This window comes from Mesorhizobium sp. B3-1-8 (genome assembly GCF_006439495.1).
Classification (GTDB): Bacteria; Pseudomonadota; Alphaproteobacteria; order Rhizobiales; family Rhizobiaceae; genus Mesorhizobium.
In genome coordinates, this window is sequence record NZ_VFTK01000025.1 from 48,989 (window position 1) to 67,510 (window position 18,522).

The window sequence follows — 18,522 nt, forward strand, 5'->3', positions numbered from 1 at the left end:
CGTCCAGCGGACCTGGGGCTGGAGCCCGGTCGAGGAAATGATCCTGCTGTCACTGGATCGAAGCCCAGGGACGATCAATCACGTTTCGGAGACGCTCAAGATCCCCCGACAGCTGGCCGGCTCCACCGTGGCGCGGCTCATGCAGTTCGGCCTTGTCGAAGTCAGGCTCTCGCCGCACCCAGTCCTTGTCACCAGCAGTATTGGTCATGACTTCATCCGTACCGGCCGCGCACTTCCTGAACGCTGGGCCGATCGTGAGATCGGCATCAGTGTGGTCTACGAGAAGGTCGGGCTGTCCGTCTTCAGGACGAGGGACGTTGACACGATCCCAGTCACCAAGCTTCCTGCCAAGGGCGCAATCATTCGGTTTCCGGAAGGGGAACCACCCGAGACGAATTATTCAATGATGCAACGCGTCAACGAGTTCATGGTCGGCATGCTGAGGCCCGGAGAATGGCTGCGCGGCGTTCAGGCCAACAGTTCCTTCCTTGAGGCGAAATTCCTCGTGCTCAATCTCGATGAGGTCGGAGCCGGCGTCTTTCCGCAAGGTGCGAGCGACCAACTCGTCGAGGCCCTCAAAGCGACGATCAAGACCGGCGTTCTACCGAAGACCAGCACACCGCCACCCGAGCGTCCCGCATCTATCCAGACCCGGTTCAGCGCCAGCGACATCGTCGTCGGGGCCGAGCAGCACTTGCAACGCTTCGAGCAGATTGTTGGCGCAGCCAAGTCCAACATATTCGTCCTGTCCACCTTCGTGGCTTCTCAGTCGGATGAACAGGGCCGGGATCGTCGGGAACGCATCGTGCGAGCCTTGGAGGATTCGTGCAAGCGCGGGGTGAGATGCCACCTCTTCTTCGGCACTTCGCTCGATCGCGCCAAGCACGCCGCGGCCATGCAGGAACTCTATCTGCGCTTGTCCACGGCACGGCAAACCAGAGGATTTCTTCTGGTACAGAGGGATCCGGTCGAGAGCCATGCTAAGTTCCTCGTTGCCGACGATGGCCACGACGGCGCGGTGGTGCTGATTGGATCGTGCAATTGGCTCCACTCTCCCTTCTCGGCCGTTGAGGTTTCAGCCGAACTCAGAGAGCCCAACGCGGTCGCAGAAGGGCTGGATCTGCTCCGCGAGATTGTGTCCAGGCTCTCAAGCGCCAGCCGATCCGTGGAGGCACTGCAGTTCATGGCGTCCGAGCTGCGGCGCCAGCGAAACATGCTGTCGACGTCTGAAGAGGCGCAGGCGCCGGCGGCGACGCTGACGATCCTGCTTGCCGCTGACCATGAGCGCCTGCTGCGCGTTGCAGCCCACGATGCGCTGCAGCGCTTCGTCTGCTGTACCAACAAGGTCGGCGCGAACATGGTCCCGGCGCTGTTCGATCCCGCCGAGGTCGCCGGCCGGCGGCTCAGCGACGTGCGCATCTATTATTCGCGCCGGACCGGACCGGTGAAGCGCAGCCACGTCACAAAGGATCGCGAACGGCTCCACGGCATCGTGGACCTCACAGGTGTGCCCGAACCGCATTTGCATGCGAAGTTTCTGGCCTGGGACTCCGACCACGTCGTCGTCAGCAGTCTGAATTGGGGGTCCCAGTCAGGACTCGAGGACAACCCGCTCGATGAAATCGGCCTCTATCTTGAGGGACCCAAGTTGGCGACGTCGTTGCTCGAGACCTGCGAGCGTGAACTCGAATGAGATGGGCGCGGCGCTCTGCTGTTTCAGGCGTGCCGTATCCTCGCAGTTGGGGAACTGGCTGCAGCCCAGAAAACGGCGATTGGCTGTTCCGGTCCGCTCGACCAAGTAACCGGCCCAACATGCCGGACACTGGCGCAGAAGGTCGCCGGCGACAGTCTCGAAGCAGAGGTTGTCACCGGCGATCTCGGAGAGCTCTCGGATGTATCGAGATGGTTCCCGGGCGCTCCCTATCGTGGAAGCCTGCGGATTTGGCAATCACGGCCGAACTTCGGGGCATCCTGTTTTCGTCGCTGCGCCACGCAGGCGGCACCAACCAAGTGGTCTTTCCGGCCAATCGTTCGGCTGAGGCATGACTCGGGCAACGCCCGATCAAAATACCTGGTCCTCAAGATTATGGCCCCTAGCCTTCTTCCTCTTCGGCGCCCCTCTCCCCGACAAGCCCCACCGGAATGTCTCCCGCCAGTAGCTTTTCCTTCGACAGCAGCCCGGCGTCCTCGAGCGCCTCGAAATCCGGCAGCTGGCGCAGCGTGTCGAGCCCGAACTGCGACAGGAAATTTTTCGTCGTCACATAAGTGTAGGGCGCGCCCGGCTGCGGGCTGCGCGGCCCGGAGGCGATGAGGTCCTGCGCGCGCAGCACGCCGATCAGATCGCGCGACACCTCCTTGCCGAAGAAGCTCGACAGCTCGCCACGCGTGATCGGCTGGAAATAGGCGATGCACATCAGGACGAGCGCCTCCGACTGCGACAGCTCTTTTGCCCCCTCCCCCGCGACTGTGCCGAATGCGGCGTGGATGACGTCGCCAAAAACCTTCTTGGTCCGGTGCTGCCAGCCACCGGCGACCGCTACTAGTTCATAAGGTCGACCGGCGAGTTCGGCGCGAATGTCATCGATAATCAGGTCGAGATTGCAGCTTCTGCCGATCACCCGCGCCAGCACCTCGCGCGGCACCGGTTCGCTGGCGGAAAAAATCACGGCTTCGACGCGGCCCATCCACTCGCGCCAGCGTAGTTCCGGCGGCAGGTGCTCGAGCTCGGTGTCGAGCAGCGCCGGCTGTTCGTTTATCTTGCGGCGGACGGAGGCTTGGCTCATCGCTACAACCCAAACAGCCGGAAGCTGGTGCGGCCTGACAGCTCGCGCGCGGCATCGAGTTGCTGGAGGCGCTCGAACAGGCGGCGCGCCGCAAAGCGCGACAGGTTTTTGGTCGTCAGGGAGCCGGCGACGGCATCCTCATTGAGCAGCAAAAAAATCACGTCGCCGGCGCCTTTGGCGCGCAGCTTCGGCGCCACCGCCAGGAGTTTGTCGGCGCGGCGGGACAGCTCGGCGGCCAGCCGGCAGGCGTCGGCCGCTGCTTGAACAATCGCGACGCAGACCGCCCGCTCAAAGCTTTTTTCCCCGGCTCGGATGCGCTTGCCGCTGGGCTCGCTGCGGAAGGCCGGAGCAAAGGCCTGGGCCATGAGCAGCGGCAACGGCCGCGGCCAGCGCAGGCTTTGCGCCAGCACCAGGTCAGCGAGCCACCAGCCAAAAAGCTCGGCATCGGGGCGCATGGCGACGACGCGGGCGGCGATTGTCGCGGCGGCAAACGGCGCCGGCCGCCGCGACCCCGCCACGTCTTCGATCTGCGTGTGGAGGTCGGCGAGCGCCGCGTCGTCCCAGGCGAGCCCGAGCATCTCGGCCACTTTTGCCAGCCGATCGGCGCTGACCGCCGGCGGCTGAATCGCCAGCTGGCGCCAGGCGCCAAAAATGGCGCCGGCGGGGCCGGGATCGGCGCCGGCCGGGCAAAGTTGCCAGGCGTCGCGCAAGCCGGCCGCATCCTCGGCGCGGCCGGCCAGCCGCATGCTGGCGGCGGCGCAGTTGAGAGCCAGGCGCTGCCGCCAGGCGCCTGCCCAGGCAGGCTGCGCGCGGGCGAGCGTGTCCAGCGCGCCCAAGGCAGCGCCGGCCTGGAAGGCGGCGTCAACGTCGCCGAGGGCGCCGCCGCCGGCCGTAAGCGCCCAGGCCGGGACGGTTGGCGGCGATGCCGGCGCTGCGGTCGCGGGATCGAGGCGAATCATGATTTCGAGGGTAAATCGCCGGTGCGCTTTTGGCGATGATTCTCGGCACAAAACGCACAGCCTGTCGTCTGATCAAAACGAATGATAATGTTGCAATATCAGTCATTTAAGAATGCCATGCCCGCCGCCTTGGGCGGCAATGATCTCCATCGGCTCTCCTGACGCATTGTCTGCTTTTTGGACCCGGGTTCTTGGATCGACTCCATAGCTGAACGGCGGCGTGCAGCTGTCGTTTGGTTCATGGAAAACGCACAATGGACGTTGAGTGAGACTTTCCGGTTCCCATGGGCTTTGCAGCACTAGTGTTAGATCCATCACGCCCAACACCGTAGAAAATATGGCGGGGTCTCAGAGGGGGGAAAGGCGGTAGCGCTCTCCCGCTACTATAACCCCCGCCGGGCAGAACCCCTTTCCCATTTGCACGCCGCAGCCGCCGATTAGAGCCCGAGCCGAACGCAGGCCTTCACTGCACTATGGAAGCCCGCCTACGCATAGGGCATGCTACAATTTTGGCCCTGCAGACAGGCGAAGCCGTGAGGCGACATTCACCCACGCTTCGACCAATGACTGCGCAGCGGATTGAGCGAGCGCTCGACCGCGTCGCCGAGATTATTGTGGCGAGAGGCGACGATGGGGAGGCATGGCTCCCGCTATACGAGCTTCTGGAGCGCGCCCTGCAGGATCATCGAGCGAAGGAGGAACGCCTCGCCGCAGTGCGCCAGCGTGTCAAACGATCGCTGGATCGAACGGCAGAACGATCTTCATAAGTTCCTCTTGCCACATCTTCATGTCGCCGCCCTCGCCGTATTTCGGACGGTCGATCGTGTGGCCCATCAGCATGCGCCGAAGCTCCTCGTCCAGTCTACCGTTCTTCATGCGGTCTTCGAATGAGTGGCGCAGGGAATAGACGGTGTGATTATCGGTCGGGAACAAGTTGTGGTTCTTGAAGTGCTTGTTGAGCAGGGCTGACAGCGACGCCTCGCGATCCTTGTACCGCGGGAAGCCTCTGGGATGCTTCTTGAACACCTCAAGCGCCACGCCGACCAACGGCACCTTGCGCACCGACGAGGCGGTCTTAATCTCTCGTGGATCGTCGGGATCGTCGCGCGGCTCGACTGAAATGTGCGGCACCTCGTGGTCAACATGGATGACACCGGCATGCAGGTTCGCGAGTTCGCTCGGCCGGGCTCCTGTCTCAGCGAAGGCAAGCACGATTCCACGTGCCTCCTCATTGAGTGCCGCAAGCGCGCCAGGCGCAAATATCTTGTCGCGAATCCAGTCGGTCGGAAACGGCGGCCGACTGCGCTTCGATTTGTCGGTGAATGACAGATCAGCGAACGGGTTCTTCTGTTCGGGGAAACCGAGATGGCGAAAGTAGTCGGCGTAAAGGGTTCGAAGGTTGCCCATGTTTCGGTTGCCCGTCGATGCTGAACGGTCCGGTCGCCCTTTGTCGGGCGCAACACGGTCCAGCCAATATTTATGTACCGCTCGCGCGTCGTCGCGCGTGATCTCGCTCATTGGCTTGTCTGCGATCAAGCCGATGAAGACATCGACGCTCATTTCGCGCTTTGCCTTCCAGCGCTTCTTCTGGTCAGGACTTTTTGTACGGATTTCGTCACGGGCAATCTCGTTGAAGTATAGCTTCAGCGCTTCCGATATCTTGTCGTCAGGGCGGGCGACCGCGCCGCCAATCGCGTCGACAGATGGCGATTTGGCAGGCTCGCCTATCGTGCTCTCTACCCGCTGCAGGATCGTATCGAGGGGCTCGGCGACCAAGATCTCGGCGAGCGGACGATAGACGAATCCCAGAGACTCGGCGCGCTTGACGGCTTGGCGGTATCGGACACGCGCCGCCTGTGGATTTTCACCTAACATCAACGAAGCCCACAACGCATTGTCCGCAGCCTCGTGGAGATCTCTGGCGGTGCGCGCCTTTATGCGGTCAGTGGTGTCGAGGGCGTGGCGCACGAACACGCCACGCTCGTCGAGGTCCCTGACCTCTCTGGGCACGCGGCGGTAGTAATGGAAACGATCGCCCCTCAGTTGCAGGAAGCGGTCAGGATCACGCTCTTCGCGTCGTCTTCCCACGTTTCTAAAACACCATTTGTATCACAATAGGTAACACAATAGGTAACACAAAATGGAAAAAGGCCGCAAGGCCGATCACCTGCAGTGGAAAATTCCACAATAAATTCAATTACTTATCTGAAAAAACGGTGGTACCGTTGGCTGGGATCGAACCAGCGACCTCCGGATCCACAATCCGGCGCTCTAACCAGCTGAGCTACAACGGCACGCCTGCCTGAGTTGGATCGAGGAAGCTTCTTTCTCCGCGATCCGCTCTGTCGTTCGGCGATGCGTCAAATACGGGCTATCGGATTCTAATTCAAGGGCTTTGATAAGGGAAAGGACGGGTTTCCTCATCCGCCGTCGTCAAGGCAAAAGAAAAGGCCGGCGGGAGGAGGTGCCGGCCTTTTCCTGTTACGAGCCAGCGGGAGGAGGTGCTGGCTGGTCACCCCGGAAATGGAGGGAGGAGGTTCCATCCCCGGGTATCTGGTTGTTCAACCCTATCGCACGACTATTTGTCTGACGAAATGCGACGTTTTGATGCATCGCAGGGTTGTGCGCGAAAATCAGGCAGCCTTGGCGTCCTTCATCGCCTTCTCAAAGGCGCTCTTTACCGGCTTGGAGACGTCCTCGACCGCCTTGGTGGTAACGGCCTGGAACTCCTTGGCCTGCTCGACGGCCATTTCGACGCGCTTGCGCAGGAAGGAGGTCTGCAGCTCGACGACTTCCGAAAGGGTCTTGGCGCCGACCAGGGCTTCGAGGTGCGAGAAGCTGGCCTCGGCATTGGCGCGCAGCGCGGCGATGGCCTTCAGCGAAACGTCGCTGGAAACGGTCTTGGCGGTCTCGTAGGTCGACTCCAGAACCTTCTGGGTCTCCTCGGCGCCGGTCTTCAGCTTGGCATAGGCTTCCTTCGACTGCTCGACGCCCTTCTCGGCGAAGGCGCGGATCTGGTCGGTGGCCTTGGAAGCATCGAAGCTCGGGAATTCGACGTTCTCGATGGTCTCGGCGGTCTTGGCAGTGGTCTTGGACATTTTCCAACCTTTCGGGGCAGCGGCTTTGACAGAAAGCCGTCTCGTTCATGTATGATGGCAATATAAAGGGTTTTTTGTGCATTGCAATATCTTTGTTGCACCGCACCATAAAATCTTCCCCGACGCCAGCCATAGGGCCGTTAACCAAGAGCCCAGAGATTTCGACCCATGCAAGCCTAGGCTTGTGGACCTTGGGGCCACAGGCTTTTATTAACAAAGCGTTAACTGAAAAAATGCCCGCTCCGGAGGGTTGGCCAGCGCATGCCGCCTGAAAACTACTCCTTCCTCGACGTTGCCGTACTCGACGCGGTGCGCCAGCGCTTTGCCGCCGGCGACGCGCTGGCCATTTTATCGACCGACCTCGAACAGGTGATCTGGGCGAACGGACCGGGGGCGTCGATGTTCGGCTATCCGGATATCGAGGCCATCATCGGCGCCTCGGCGCGGCTGCCGCTGGTCGCGCGCCGGCAGATCATGGCAACCAGCGGCTTTCCCAACATCGGCAGCGATCGCACCATCACGGTGAGGCTGGCCACCGGCATGGTGAGCCGCGCAGCCGGCTTCCTGGCCAGCGCCGTGACGATGCCGGACGGCGAGACGGCAATCATGCTGGCGGTACCGGCGGCGCAGACCAGTTCGCGCAGCACCGGCGAAATCGCCAGCCGTGCAATCGGCGGCTTTACCGAGGCCGGGCATTTCATTGCCTTCGTCGACGCCCAAGGCGATGTCGAAGCAGCCTCGGACGGCTTTGCGGCGCTCGGCATCGAGCCGCGGACGCTGGCTGCCCTGGTTGCGGATGTGGCAAGCAGCGGCGACCGCGTCGTCAAACGCCTCGTGCCGGGCACCAACACCTCCTATCCGGCCGGGTTTGCACGGCTCACCGATACGCGCCATCTGCTGGTGGTGATCGACGAGGACCAACTCGACGACTCCGGTGGCGGCCAAGACGATCAGCCGGTCGCCGACCAGGGCGATCAGACCGGCGATCAGCAAGTTGCGGCGCCCGAGGCGGTTAGCGCCCCGCCGCTAGGTGAAAGCCCGGCAATCGAGCCCGAGCCTCAGCCCGTCCAGGACAACCCAATGCCTATCGTGGCGGCTGGCGAAGGGGCCGAGCCAACGCCGGAGGCTCCCGACGGCGACGCGGAGAGCCGGACCCTGGCGCGCCAGCGGTCTACCCGGACCGACCATCAGGCCGACGCCGCCGACACCAGCCGGCAGGCCGCCGATGCCCGCGCCGGCCAGCACGATCATTGGTACTTCAATGCCGGCAACGAGGACACCGGACATGCTCAACCGGCAGCGCCGGCGGAGGACGCACCGGAGGGCGCCGCTACGGCCAAAGGTCAAGGGCAGGATGGCGGCGAAACCGCCGCACGCGAAACCGCCACACCCGCCCAGCCGACCCCGTCCCGCGACATCGACCGCTCCGCGCCGCCATTGCGCTTCGTCTGGCGCACCGACGCCGAAGGCCGGTTCAGCGCGCTGTCGCCCGAATTCGCCGACATCGTCGGCCAGCCTGCCGCCGATGTGATCGGCCGCCGCTTCAAGGATGTTGCAGCCACTTTCGGCCTCGACGCCTCGGGCGAGATCGCCGGCCTGCTCGACCGGCGCGATACCTGGTCCGGCCGCTCGGTGCTGTGGCCGGTGGCCGGAACCGGCCTGAAGATCCCCGTCGATCTGGCGGCGCTGCCCGTCTATGGCCGCAGCCGCGCCTTCGAGGGGTTTCGCGGCTTCGGCGTCGCGCGCAGCGCCGACGCCGTGGCCGATCCGGAGGCGCTTGGCATGGCCCTGGTGCCGAATGCCGCACCAGCCGGAGCCGCTGCTGCCAGGGCCGAGCCGTCGGTCGAGCAGCCACGCTCGGAACAGACCGAACAGCCGAAGCCTGAAGACCCCTTCCAGGGTGAAGTGCCGGCATTGACCATCGTGCCGAAGCCGGAGCGGCGCTTTGCCGACAAGGTGATAAGGCTGGCCGAGCATCGCCAGCCGGCCAACGACAAGCAGCCGGGAAGCGACACGCCGGCAAATCCGAGGAGCCTGTCGATCCTCGAGCGCAGCGCCTTCCGCGAGATCGGCGAGCGGCTGCGCAAGGACAGTTCCGCCCCTGCCGAGGAACGCGCCCCCGAAGCCGACAAGCAGCCAGATGCGGCCGCCGCCGGCGAGGGCGCGGCGACGGTGAAGGAACCGGCCAACGAAGCGAGGGCCGACGCAAACCAGCCGCTTGCGCCCGACACAGCGGAGGACGACGGTTCCGAGCGGGAAGCGAGCTTGGCATCCGCAGCGCAAGCCCCGGAAGCCGATGACGCGAAGGCCGATGCGGAGACCGCGGAAGCGGAGACCGAAGCGGAAGACCTGGAAGACCTGGCGCGGCTCGATGGCATCAATGGCGCCGCCGAGGCAGACGACACCGGCCAGGCCGAGACCTCGGCGGTTTCCGGCTCGCTGCTCAACTATGCCGATGGCGAGAAACCCACGGAAGACGCCGGCGTCGCGCCGGTTTCCCAGCCCGAGCAGACAGAGGGCACCCGTCAGGCCGACGAATCTGCTTCCACGGAACCGCGGCAGACGGTCGAACAGCCTGAGGCAGAGCCGGTCGCGGCCGGGCAGTCCGGCCCCGATGCGACGGCCAACGACGACAGCATGACCGCCGACGATTTCCGCGATGCGCAAGACAATGAGGATTGGGCAGGCTCCGACGCGAATACCGCGGCGGCGGAAGAACAGCCGGAAGAAGCGGCAGCGCCAGCGCGGACGCGCCTCGACGTGCCGCCGCTCAAACTGTCGGGTTTCGTACCGTCCGCTTTTTCGACCGGAGAGGAAGCCAGGGCGCCCGATATACCCATCCTCGCCAGGCTGCCGGTGCCGCTGCTCATCCATTCGGGCGACGTGCTGCATTATGCCAACGAAGCCTTCCTCGAACTCACCGGCTACGGTGCGCTGGACGATCTCGCGGATGCGGGCGGCCTGGGCGCGCTCTTCGCCGATCCATATGCCGAGGACACCGCGGCGGACGAAAGCGACCACTCGCTGAAGCTCAAGACCCGCAACGGCCAGGAATTCCCGATCGATGCGCTGCTGCGCTCAGTGCCGTGGCGCGGCGGCAAGGCGCTGATGCTGGTGGTGCGGCGTTCCGGCGAGGACGACGCGGCGCATTTCACCGCCGCCAATGACGAACCGGCGCTGCAGCCGGACGTGCCGGAACTGAAGTCGCGCATTGCGGAAATGCGCACCATCATCGACACCGCCACGGACGGCGTCGTGCTAATCGGCCGCGACGGCGACATCCGCTCGATCAGCCGGCCGGCGGAGGCGCTGTTCGGTTTCGACAGCGACGAGGTCGCCGGCAAGCCCTTTGCCTCGCTGTTCGCCATCGAGAGCCAGCGCGCGGCGCGCGACTATCTCGCCGGCCTTTCGGAGCCGGGGGTGGCGAGCGTCTTGAATGACGGTCGCGAGGTCATCGGCCGCGAGGCGCAGGGACGTTTCATTCCGCTGTTCATGACCATCGGCCGGTTGCCCAACGACAGCGGCTTCTGCGCCGTGTTGCGCGACATCACGCAATGGAAGCGTGCCGAGGAAGACCTGACGCAAGCGCGCGCGGTGGCCGAGCGCGCCTCCTCGCAGAAGACGGATTTCCTGGCCCGCATCAGCCATGAGATCCGCACCCCGCTCAACGCCATCATCGGCTTTTCCGAGCTGATGGTGGACGAGAAATTCGGCCCGATCACCAACGACCGCTATCGCGACTACCTGCGCGACATCAACCGCTCGGGCAACCATGTGCTCGACCTCGTCAACGACCTGCTCGACATCTCGAAGATCGAGGCCGGTCAGCAGGAGATGGATTACGAGGCGGTGTCGCTCAACGACACGCTGGCCGAGACGGTGGCGATGATGCAGCCGCAGGCCAATCGCGAACGCGTCATCATCCGCTCCAGCTTCGCCTCGCGGCTGCCGGAAGTGGTGGCGGACCTGAGAAGCGTGCGCCAGATCGCCCTGAACGTCCTGTCCAACGCCATCCGCTACACCCAGGCCGGCGGCCAGGTGATCGTCTCGACCGCTTACGAAGCCTCGGGCGATGTCGTCATGCGCGTGCGCGACACCGGCATCGGCATGACCCAGGCCGAGATCGAGCAGGCGCTGAAACCGTTCAAGCAGATCAATGCGTTGAAGCGCGGACGCGGCGACGGCACTGGCCTTGGCCTGCCCCTCACCAAGGCCATGGTGGAGGCGAACCGCGCCCGTTTCGCCATCACCTCGACGCCTGGCGAAGGAACCCTGGTCGAGGTCGCCTTCCCGTCGACCCGCGTGCTCGCGGAGTAACCTGCCGACGAGTCGCGCCAAAGAAAAAGGCGTCCTGGAGGACGCCTTGAGAAATGGGATGCTGTCACAACGGGGGCTTGAGCTGAACCTCAGGGACGAGGAACGGGATTTCTCCCTCAAGTTACACGCGACTATCGAGGTCGTCCCTTAACAAGTCCTTACCGGGTGCCAAAAAAATTTACGAATGTGTACCACCCGTGAAATCTAGGTAAATTCGCCGGACAGATTTCGTTAACCACGACATGCCGTCAGCTTGCAAGCTGCGGCAGGTCGCGGAACAGCTCCAGCGCCTCGGGATTGGCGAGCGCTTCCTTGTTCTTCACAGTGCGGCCGTGGACCACGTCGCGCACCGCGAGCTCGGTGATCTTGCCGGACTTGGTGCGCGGGATGTCTGTGACGGCGACGATCCTGGCCGGCACGTGACGCGGGCTGGCGCCGGTGCGGATCCTGGCGCGGATGCGCTTTTCCAGATCCTCGTTGAGGGTCACGCCAGCAGCCAGCCGCACGAACAGCACGACGCGCACGTCGTTGTCGAAATCCTGGCCGATGCAGAGCGCCTCGAGGATTTCCGGCATCTGCTCGACCTGGTTGTAGATCTCGGCCGTACCGATCCTGACCCCGCCCGGATTGAGCGTGGCGTCGGACCGGCCGTGGATGATCATGCCGTCATGGGCCGTCCATTCGGCGAAGTCGCCATGGCACCAGACATTGTCGAAACGCTCGAAATAGGCCGCGTGATATTTCTTGCTTTCGGGGTCGTTCCAGAAACCGATCGGCATCGACGGGAAGGCTCTGGTGCAGACAAGCTCGCCCTTCTCCTGCCGGATCGGCTTGCCGTCGTCGTCCCAGACGTCGACCGCCAGGCCAAGGCCTGGGGCCTGGATCTCGCCACTCCAGACCGGCTCGGTCGGCACGCCGAGCACGAAGCAGGACACGATGTCGGTGCCGCCCGAGATCGAGGCCAGATGCACGTCCTTCTTGATCCCGTCATAGACGAAGCGGAAATCCTCCGGCGACAATGGCGAGCCGGTGGAGGAGATGGTGCGCACGCTCGACAGATCGTGGCTCGCGATCGGCTTCAGACCGGCCTTGCGCACCGAATCGATGAATTTGGCCGAGGTGCCGAAATAGGTCATCTTCTCGGCATCGGCGAAATCGAACAGCACATTGCCGTCGGGGTAGAAGGGCGAGCCGTCATAGAGCAAAAGCGTCGCACCCGAGGCGAGGCCCGAGACCAGCCAGTTCCACATCATCCAGCCGCAGGTGGTGAAGTAGAACAGGCGATCGCCGTCGAGCAGGCCGGCATGCAGCCGGTGCTCCTTGGCGTGCTGGATCAGCGTGCCGCCGGCCGAATGCACGATGCATTTCGGGATGCCGGTCGTGCCCGAGGAGAACAGGATGTAGAGCGGATGGGCGAAGGGCAGCCGCTCGAAGCTGACAGTCCTGGCGGCAAAGGGCGAAAGCGCCTCTTCGAGCGCGGCTGCCTTGTCGATGGTGGCGGCGACATCGCTCGAGGTACCGAGATAGTCGACGATGAGCACCTTGCGCACGCTCGAGAGTTTCTCGGCCACGGCGCGCACCTTGTCGGCTACCTCGATCGCCTTGCCGTTGTACCAATAGCCGTCCGGCGCGATGAAGACGACCGGCTCGATCTGGCCGAAGCGGTCGAGCACGCCCTGCTCGCCGAAATCGGGAGAGCATGACGACCAGACGGCGCCGACCGAGCTTGCCGCCAGCATCGCCGCGATCGTCTCGGGCATATTCGGCATCATGGCGGCGACGCGGTCGCCGGCCTTGACGCCGAGCGACAGGAAGAGCTGCTGCAGCCGCGAAATCAGCGTATGGAGCTCGTTCCAGGAGAGCCGCCGCTCGACCTTGTCCTCGCCGCGGAAGACGATGGCCGGGCCGCCGCCGGTCTTCTGCAAAAGGTTCTCGGCGAAATTGAGCCTAGCGTCAGGAAAGAAGCTGGCGCCGGGCATCCGCTCGCCGTCGACGAGGTGCCGCTCGCCCTTGTCGCCGACAAGCCCGCAGAAATCCCAGACCAGGCTCCAAAAGGCTTCGCGGTCGTCGATCGACCAGCGATGGAGTTCGGCATAGCCGGAGAACGACAACTCGGCCTTCGCTTGCGCGGCCTTCATGAACGCGGTCAAAGGCGCTGCGTCGATCCGCTCCTGCGTCGGGGTCCACAAAGGTGTGTCGGCAGCCATGATCGCTCCTCCCAAAGCGCGTCGCGTTCGAGCCAATTAAGCTCATCGTCGCATCTGCCATCGTCCCAGAAACGGCGCGCGATTGCGGATCGGGATCGTGCAGACCGCTTATGCATATTGCAGCGCAGCAGAGCAAGATTTTGTTCGGACGAGCCACGGCTGTCGCTGCGCAAATGCCATCGCAAGGCCATAAAGACTTGAAAAGCGTCGGCGCTCGGTTACACCCGTCGGACGATTTGTCGGCAATGAAAGCATACGGGGCGAAATGCCATCATCTCTGATCCGGCGCGGGGTGTGGGCGATCGGCCTTGCCGTGCTTGTCATCACGCTCGCGGTCGCGGCGCTGCCGCTGATTGCCTCGACCCGCATCGTGCGCGACCGCATCGCCTGGGAATTGAGCGCCTGGAGCGGCTTCAGGGTGACGATCGACGGCTCGCCGCGCATCGAGGTGTGGCCGAAGTTCCGCGCCATTCTCAGCGACGTGACGCTGTCGCAATGGACCGAGACCGACGCGCCGCCGGTGGTCGAGGCCGATCGCGTGGAAGTCGATCTGTCCGCCATGGCGGCCTTGCAGGGCAACGTCGCCTTCTCGACCGCGAGGCTGGTGCGCCCGACGATCAGGGTCCAGCGCATGGCGAGCGGCTTCTATCTGCCGCCGCTTCCGACCGGGGGGCGCATCACGCGCTCGATCGATACCGCGCGCGGCGTGGTCACCGCCAACCCGCAGAAGCCGGATCTCGGCAAATTGCCGTCCGATCCGTTCGGCACCGTCGAGTTCCGCGATGGCCGCGTGGTGACTTCGGTCGACGGCAAGGACGCCGAAGTCCTGAGCAGCCTGAACGGCCAGGTGAACTGGGAGGCGATGAACAGCGAAGCATCGCTGACCGCGACCGGGATCTGGCGCGGCGAAAGCGTGCAGCTCGATTTCTCCTCGACGAAACCGCTGGTGCTTTTTGCCGGGGGAGCCGCGCCCGTCACCCTTTCCTTCAAGGCGGCGCCTGCGACATTCTCCTTCGACGGAACGGCCTCGATCTCGGACAATGCCTATCTGGACGGCCAGGCGAAGTTCGCCGCGCCGTCCCTGCGGCGCGTGCTGGAGTGGTCGCAGGCAGGCATCGCGCCCGGTGCTGCTATCGGCGCGGTCTCGATCGCCAGCAAGGTGAACGCGTCGGCGGGGCGTGCGAAATTCGAGAACACCACCGTCACGCTCAACAACAATCCGGGCATGGGAGCGCTGGATTTCTCCTTCGCCGAGGGCAGTCCGGTGATAGCCGGCACGCTCGCCTTCGACACGCTGGACCTGAGATCCTTCCTGTCGGCTTTCACGCCTGTCGCGCCCACCGGCGAGGCCGGCCCCGGCGACATCGACACCAGCTTCGCCGACCGCATCAACCTCGACCTCAGGCTGTCGGCGGCCCATGCCACGGTGGGACCGATCCAGCTTGCCGACGTCGCGGCCACCGCGCAGGTCAAGAACGGCCTTGCCGTCTTCGACATATCCGACGCGTCGGCCTTCAACGGCAACATCCAGAGCAGCCTGCGTTTCGACCGCAAGCCGGAAGGCACGCAGGTCGAGATGCGGCTCCTGGCATCGGATGTGGATACGGGAGCCTTTGCCACAGCGGCGGGAATGACGCGGCTGGTGCCGGCTGGCACCGGGACGGTGTCGATCATCCTCAAGGGACCGGGCAAGGCCTGGAATTCCATCTTCGAGAATGCCGACGGATCGTTCTCGGCGACTTTCGGGCCGGGCACGCTCAACGGGCTCGACCTGCCGGCCTTCCTCAAGCGCAACCAGCAAGGCGGCTTCTTCGCGCTCGACGACGTCGCCAATGGCTCGCTGCCGATCGACGGCGCCGAGATCAAGGCGAGCATTTCGAAGGGAGTTGCGCGCCTCGACAAGGCCGAGATCAATTCGCAAAAATACAAGATCTGGCTATCCGGCATCGCCTCCTATGTCGGACGCGGGCTGGCGCTTTCGGGCGGAGTGGTGCCCAACGGGCAGCCGGCACAGCAGCCCCAGGCCAACGGCCAAGCGGCCAGTCCGGCTCCCGCGCCGCCGAGCCAGTCGCTGTTCTTCGTCGGCGGCAACTGGAGCGCGCCGTTCATATCGCCGATCGCTCCCGGCGTTTCGGGCCAGTAGATGCGGGGGCGCAAAGCGCCCTCGCTCCTATCACTCAACCGCGCTGCGCGGCCTGCTCGTCGAGCTGGCGCTGGATCTCGCGGCGCTTGTTGGCGATCGAGGCGATGATGACGCCGATCGCCACCACCGCGATCAGGATGGTGCAGGCGGCGTTGATTTCCGGCGTCACGCCGAGGCGCACCTGGCTGTAGATCTTCATCGGCAGCGTGGTGGCGCCGGGACCCGAGGTGAAGCTCGCGATGACCAGATCGTCCAGCGAGAGCGTGAAGGCCAGCATCCAGCCGGAGATGATCGCCGGCAGGATGACCGGCAAGGTGATCTGGAAGAAGGTCTTCACCGGCGGCGCGCCGAGATCCATCGCCGCCTCCTCCAGCGAACGGTCGAAGGAGACCAGCCGCGACTGCACGACGACGGCGACGAAGCACATTGTGAGCGTGATGTGGGCGAGCGTGACCGTGAGGAAGCCACGGTCAAGGCCGACAGCGACGAAGAGCAGCAGGAGCGACAGCCCGGTGATGACTTCCGGCATGACCAGCGGCGCAAACACCATGCCGGAAAACAACACCCTGCCGCGGAAGCGCGTGAAGCGCGTCAAGGTCAGCGCGGCCAGCGTGCCGAGCACGGTCGCCACCGTTGCCGAGATGACGCCGACGCGCGCGGTCACCCAGGTGGCGTCCATCAGGCCCTGATTGTGGAACAGCGAGACGTACCATTTGGTCGAGAAACCGCCCCAGACGGTGACGAGCTTCGATTCGTTGAAGGAAAAGACGATCAAAAGCACGATCGGCAAATAGAGGAAGGCAAAGCCCAGCACGATCGAGGTGATGTTGAAGCGGCTCCAGGTCGAGTTCATCTGCCCTGCTCCTGTGCCTTGGCCTGCGCCTGCTGGAAGAACATGATCGGGATGGTCAGCACCAGAAGCAGGATGACGGCCACCGCCGATGAGACCGGCCAGTCGCGGTTGGAGAAGAATTCGTTCCAGAGCGTCTTGCCGATCATCAGCGTCTGCGAGCCGCCGAGGAGGTCGGGAATGACGAACTCGCCGACCGCCGGGATGAACACCAGCAGGCAGCCGGCGACGACGCCGGGCAGCGACAGCGGGAAGGTGATCTTCCAGAAGGCGCCGGCCGGCGGACAGCCGAGGTCCTGCGCGGCCTCGATCAGCGAATAATCCATCTTCTCCAGAGAGGAATAGAGCGGCAGCACCATGAAAGGCAGGTAGGAATAGACGATGCCGATGAAGATCGCCGTGTAGGTGTTGAGGATCACCAGCGGCTGGCTGATCAGGCCCGTGGCGAGCAGGACCTGGTTGAGCAGGCCCTCGGGCTTCAGGATACCGATCCAGGCATAGACGCGGATCAGGAACGAGGTCCAGAACGGCAGGATCACCAGCATCAGTAGGGTCGGACGGATCGTCGCCGGCGCCCGCGCCATGCCGTAGGCGATCGGATAGCCGACGATCAGGGTAAGTATCGTCGAGATTCCGGCGATGATCAGGCTCGTCACATAGGCGTTGAAATAGAGCGCGTCCTGGGTGAGCCAGGTGTAGTTATCGAAATTGAGCTCGCGGACGCCGGCGAAAAATCCCGAAACGCCGTCCTTGAAGCCGAGCACCGGCGTATAGGGAGGCATCGAGATCGCCGTCTGCGACAGCGAAATCTTGAAGACGATGATGAAGGGGACGAGGAAGAAGAACAGCAGCCAGAGATAGGGGATGATGATGACGAGGCGGTTGACGAAGCCTTTCGCCAGCCTCGTCGGCAGTGTTGTGGTTTCAGTCGATGGAGCGGCAGTCGCTGCGATATCCGTCATCTCAGCCTCCTACCTGGCCAGCACGACGCCGGCATCGGGCCGGAAGGAGACCCAGGCACGGTCGTTCCAAGTGAGCGGATCCTCGGTCACGCGCGAGGCGTTCAACGCGCTTGCCCGCACGATCTGACCGTCGTCCAGCCTGATGTGGTAGACGGTCATGTCGCCGAGATAGGCGACGTCGTAGACCTCGCCTTCGAGCGCGTTGACGGCATCGGCCGGCTTTTTGGAGGAAACCCTGATCTTCTCCGGCCGGATCGCGAAGACGATGTCGGAGCCGGCAGCGGCGTTGCTGCCATTGTCGACGACGATCTCAGCGCCGGTCGCGCCGGTGATGCGCGTGGTGCTTGCCGTGCGTTCGGCAACCTTGCCTTCGAACATGTTCACATTGCCGACGAAGTGCGCCACGAAGCGCGAGGCCGGCGCCTCGTAGATTTCCGCCGGTGTCGCGACCTGCATCACCTCGCCCTTGTCCATGATAGCGATGCGGTCGGCCATCGTCATGGCCTCTTCCTGGTCGTGGGTGACGACGACGAAGGTAAGGCCGAGTTCCTGCTGCAGGTCCATCAGTTCGAACTGCGTTTCCTCGCGCAGCTTCTTGTCGAGCGCGCCGAGCGGTTCGTCGAGGAGCAGAACCTTCGGCCGCTTGGCGACCGAGCGGGCAAGCGCCACGCGCTGGCGCTGGCCGCCCGAGAGCTGGTGCGGCTTGCGCTTGGCGAATTGCTCGAGCTTGACGAGCCTGAGCATCTCGGCGACGCGCTTTTCGACATCGGCTCCGGGCATGCCTTCCTGCTTGAGGCCGAAGGCGATGTTCTTTTCCACCGTCATATGCGGGAACAGCGCGTAGGACTGGAACATCATGTTGACCGGCCGTTTGTAGGGCGGGATGCCGCGCAGGTCCTGCCCGTCGAGCAGGATGCGGCCCGCCGACGGCTCCTCGAAGCCGGCGAGCATCCTGAGCAGGGTCGACTTGCCGCAGCCGGACGCGCCGAGCAGGGCGAAGAATTCGCGCTCGAAGATGGTCAGCGACAGGTTGTTGACGGCGGTGAAGTCGCCGAACTTCTTGGTGACCTTGTCGAACTGAATATACGGCTTGGCGTTCGGGTCGTTCCATGGCGCGAAATCCCTGCGGATGCTGCCAAGCGATTTCATGGTCCCCACTCCGTACTTTCTTAAAAATTCCCAAAGGAAAGCGACCCCGGCAGT

The 18,522-nt window shown here is 63.9% G+C and carries 12 protein-coding genes and 1 tRNA gene; 3 read left to right on the plus strand and 10 right to left on the minus strand.

Annotation, left to right across the window (positions count from 1 at the left end):
• Positions 1–37 precede the first annotated feature (37 nt).
• The gene (locus tag FJ424_RS22305; RefSeq protein WP_246677327.1) at positions 38–1,693 is read left to right on the plus strand and encodes a phospholipase D-like domain-containing protein; all 1,656 of its coding nucleotides are present in this window, start codon (positions 38–40) and stop codon (positions 1,691–1,693) included.
• On the opposite strand, the gene FJ424_RS34375 is transcribed toward FJ424_RS22305, so the two are convergent.
• From FJ424_RS34375 to FJ424_RS22340, 6 genes are all read right to left on the minus strand, one after another.
• The gene (locus tag FJ424_RS34375; RefSeq protein WP_140655404.1) at positions 1,592–1,948 is read right to left on the minus strand and encodes a topoisomerase DNA-binding C4 zinc finger domain-containing protein; all 357 of its coding nucleotides are present in this window, start codon (positions 1,946–1,948) and stop codon (positions 1,592–1,594) included. The two genes, FJ424_RS22305 and FJ424_RS34375, sit on opposite strands and share 102 nt — an antisense overlap.
• A gap of 145 nt (positions 1,949–2,093) precedes the next feature.
• Entirely contained in the window at positions 2,094–2,783 is a 690-nt protein-coding gene (locus FJ424_RS22320; protein WP_140655401.1) for an SMC-Scp complex subunit ScpB, read from the minus strand.
• 2 nt (positions 2,784–2,785) lie between these two features.
• Complete coding sequence (locus FJ424_RS22325) at positions 2,786–3,742, minus strand: DUF1403 family protein (protein ID WP_140655398.1); 957 nt, start codon at positions 3,740–3,742, stop codon at positions 2,786–2,788.
• 726 nt (positions 3,743–4,468) lie between these two features.
• A complete protein-coding gene (locus tag FJ424_RS22330; protein ID WP_140655394.1) occupies positions 4,469–5,830 on the minus strand; it encodes an integrase in 1,362 nt (453 codons plus the stop codon).
• A 129-nt stretch (positions 5,831–5,959) separates the two neighbouring features.
• Positions 5,960–6,036, minus strand: a tRNA-His gene (locus FJ424_RS22335).
• Between the two features lie 339 nt (positions 6,037–6,375).
• Complete coding sequence (locus FJ424_RS22340) at positions 6,376–6,840, minus strand: phasin (RefSeq protein ID WP_140655391.1); 465 nt, start codon at positions 6,838–6,840, stop codon at positions 6,376–6,378.
• A 261-nt stretch (positions 6,841–7,101) separates the two neighbouring features.
• Here FJ424_RS22340 and FJ424_RS22345 point away from each other — a divergent pair, with 261 nt between their 5' ends.
• Positions 7,102–11,157 (plus strand): PAS domain S-box protein, encoded by a 4,056-nt coding sequence (locus tag FJ424_RS22345; protein ID WP_140655388.1) that lies wholly within the window; start codon positions 7,102–7,104, stop codon positions 11,155–11,157.
• Positions 11,158–11,405: 248 nt separating this feature from the next.
• Here FJ424_RS22345 and FJ424_RS22350 read toward each other — a convergent pair whose 3' ends face one another.
• A complete protein-coding gene (locus FJ424_RS22350) occupies positions 11,406–13,364 on the minus strand; it encodes an acetoacetate--CoA ligase (protein WP_140655386.1) in 1,959 nt (652 codons plus the stop codon).
• Between the two features lie 265 nt (positions 13,365–13,629).
• Here FJ424_RS22350 and FJ424_RS22355 point away from each other — a divergent pair, with 265 nt between their 5' ends.
• Complete coding sequence (locus FJ424_RS22355) at positions 13,630–15,507, plus strand: AsmA family protein (protein ID WP_140655383.1); 1,878 nt, start codon at positions 13,630–13,632, stop codon at positions 15,505–15,507.
• A gap of 34 nt (positions 15,508–15,541) precedes the next feature.
• Here FJ424_RS22355 and FJ424_RS22360 read toward each other — a convergent pair whose 3' ends face one another.
• Genes FJ424_RS22360 through FJ424_RS22370 form a run of 3 tightly spaced genes read right to left on the minus strand, consistent with a single transcriptional unit; the run spans position 15,542 to position 18,468 of the window.
• Entirely contained in the window at positions 15,542–16,360 is an 819-nt protein-coding gene (locus FJ424_RS22360) for an ABC transporter permease subunit (RefSeq protein WP_140643701.1), read from the minus strand.
• Positions 16,357–17,319, minus strand: coding sequence for an ABC transporter permease subunit (locus tag FJ424_RS22365; RefSeq protein WP_140655380.1), 963 nt, complete (start codon positions 17,317–17,319; stop codon positions 16,357–16,359). The genes FJ424_RS22360 and FJ424_RS22365 overlap by 4 nt, the downstream gene beginning before the upstream one ends.
• 9 nt (positions 17,320–17,328) lie before the next feature.
• On the minus strand, positions 17,329–18,468 hold the full coding sequence (locus FJ424_RS22370) for an ABC transporter ATP-binding protein (RefSeq protein ID WP_140655377.1): 1,140 nt from the start codon (positions 18,466–18,468) through the stop codon (positions 17,329–17,331).
• Between the last annotated feature and the right edge of the window lie 54 nt (positions 18,469–18,522).

Bases quoted from the DNA above. Each gene is read 5' to 3' on its own strand.
- FJ424_RS22305 (WP_246677327.1), top strand. From the start codon at position 38: ATGATCCTGCTGTCACTGGATCGAAGCCCAGGGACGATCAATCACGTT.
- FJ424_RS22320 (WP_140655401.1), bottom strand. From the start codon at position 2,783: ATGAGCCAAGCCTCCGTCCGCCGCAAGATAAACGAACAGCCGGCGCTG.
- FJ424_RS22325 (WP_140655398.1), bottom strand. From the start codon at position 3,742: ATGATTCGCCTCGATCCCGCGACCGCAGCGCCGGCATCGCCGCCAACC.
- FJ424_RS22340 (WP_140655391.1), bottom strand. From the start codon at position 6,840: ATGTCCAAGACCACTGCCAAGACCGCCGAGACCATCGAGAACGTCGAA.
- FJ424_RS22345 (WP_140655388.1), top strand. From the start codon at position 7,102: ATGCCGCCTGAAAACTACTCCTTCCTCGACGTTGCCGTACTCGACGCG.
- FJ424_RS22350 (WP_140655386.1), bottom strand. From the start codon at position 13,364: ATGGCTGCCGACACACCTTTGTGGACCCCGACGCAGGAGCGGATCGAC.
- FJ424_RS22355 (WP_140655383.1), top strand. From the start codon at position 13,630: ATGCCATCATCTCTGATCCGGCGCGGGGTGTGGGCGATCGGCCTTGCC.
- FJ424_RS22360 (WP_140643701.1), bottom strand. From the start codon at position 16,360: ATGAACTCGACCTGGAGCCGCTTCAACATCACCTCGATCGTGCTGGGC.
- FJ424_RS22365 (WP_140655380.1), bottom strand. From the start codon at position 17,319: ATGACGGATATCGCAGCGACTGCCGCTCCATCGACTGAAACCACAACA.
- FJ424_RS22370 (WP_140655377.1), bottom strand. From the start codon at position 18,468: ATGAAATCGCTTGGCAGCATCCGCAGGGATTTCGCGCCATGGAACGAC.